Annotated in this window: 2 protein-coding genes; both read right to left on the bottom strand. The window is 42.3% G+C overall.

What is annotated here, in order from left to right; genetic code table 11:
• Positions 1–5: 5 nt before the first annotated feature.
• Positions 6–143, bottom strand: coding sequence for a hypothetical protein (locus F8R13_RS11525; RefSeq protein WP_172967761.1), 138 nt, complete (start codon positions 141–143; stop codon positions 6–8).
• Positions 144–443: 300 nt separating this feature from the next.
• A partial coding sequence (locus F8R13_RS11400) for a flagellin (RefSeq protein WP_253806321.1) occupies positions 444–698 on the bottom strand: 255 nt, incomplete at its 5' end.

Raw genomic sequence — 698 nt, 5'->3', positions numbered from 1 at the left:
TCGCGCTAAATGACCGGCGAAAAATCTAGCGCATTGAGGTGCATGGCAAAATCTGCCAGGTTGGGGTTATTGAGGTCGTTTGGAAAAGCTAAAGGCGGGAATAAAAAAAACGGCAAGCCATTTCTGGACAATGCCGTTAACACACAAGGAAAACTCCTAAGCTAATATGATATAACTTTCGTTAGTTTTTATAAAGCTCTTATCAGGGTCAACCCTTGAATTTTTACTCAATACTCCATGCAATGACGCATCGACTTTTTTAGTCACCAGTATTGATGTATCAAATCTCGTCCGTGTTGATTCGAAATTGGATACATAAAAACTGGTCTGTACCGTTAGGCTCCTTATCTCAGTAGCCTACTTTGTGGGTCTGTCCTTACTCTGGAACTTACCAGTAAGATATTTCCAGAGTAAAAACGGACTCGTATCAATCTAATGCCTGGTTATTTCAACAGACTTAGAACGTTTTGTTGCGATTGGTTCGCTTGCGACAACATACTCATACCTGCTTGTTGTAGGATCTGAGTTCTTGCCAAGTTCGCACTTTCAGTCGCAAAGTCTGCATCTTCAATTCGGCTTCTTGCCGCCATGATGTTTTCGTTTACGTTTTTCAAGTTCGATACGGTGTAGTCCAAACGGTTTTGTACCGCACCGTACTTCGCACGTGTCTTCGCAATTGATACCAACGCACCATCTAC

Source organism: Hydrogenovibrio sp. JE_KL2 (assembly GCF_009296185.1).
GTDB lineage: Bacteria > Pseudomonadota > Gammaproteobacteria > Thiomicrospirales > Thiomicrospiraceae > Hydrogenovibrio.
The sequence above is the reverse complement of the archived record's forward strand: the minus strand, read 5'-3'. Positions and strand labels throughout refer to the sequence as shown.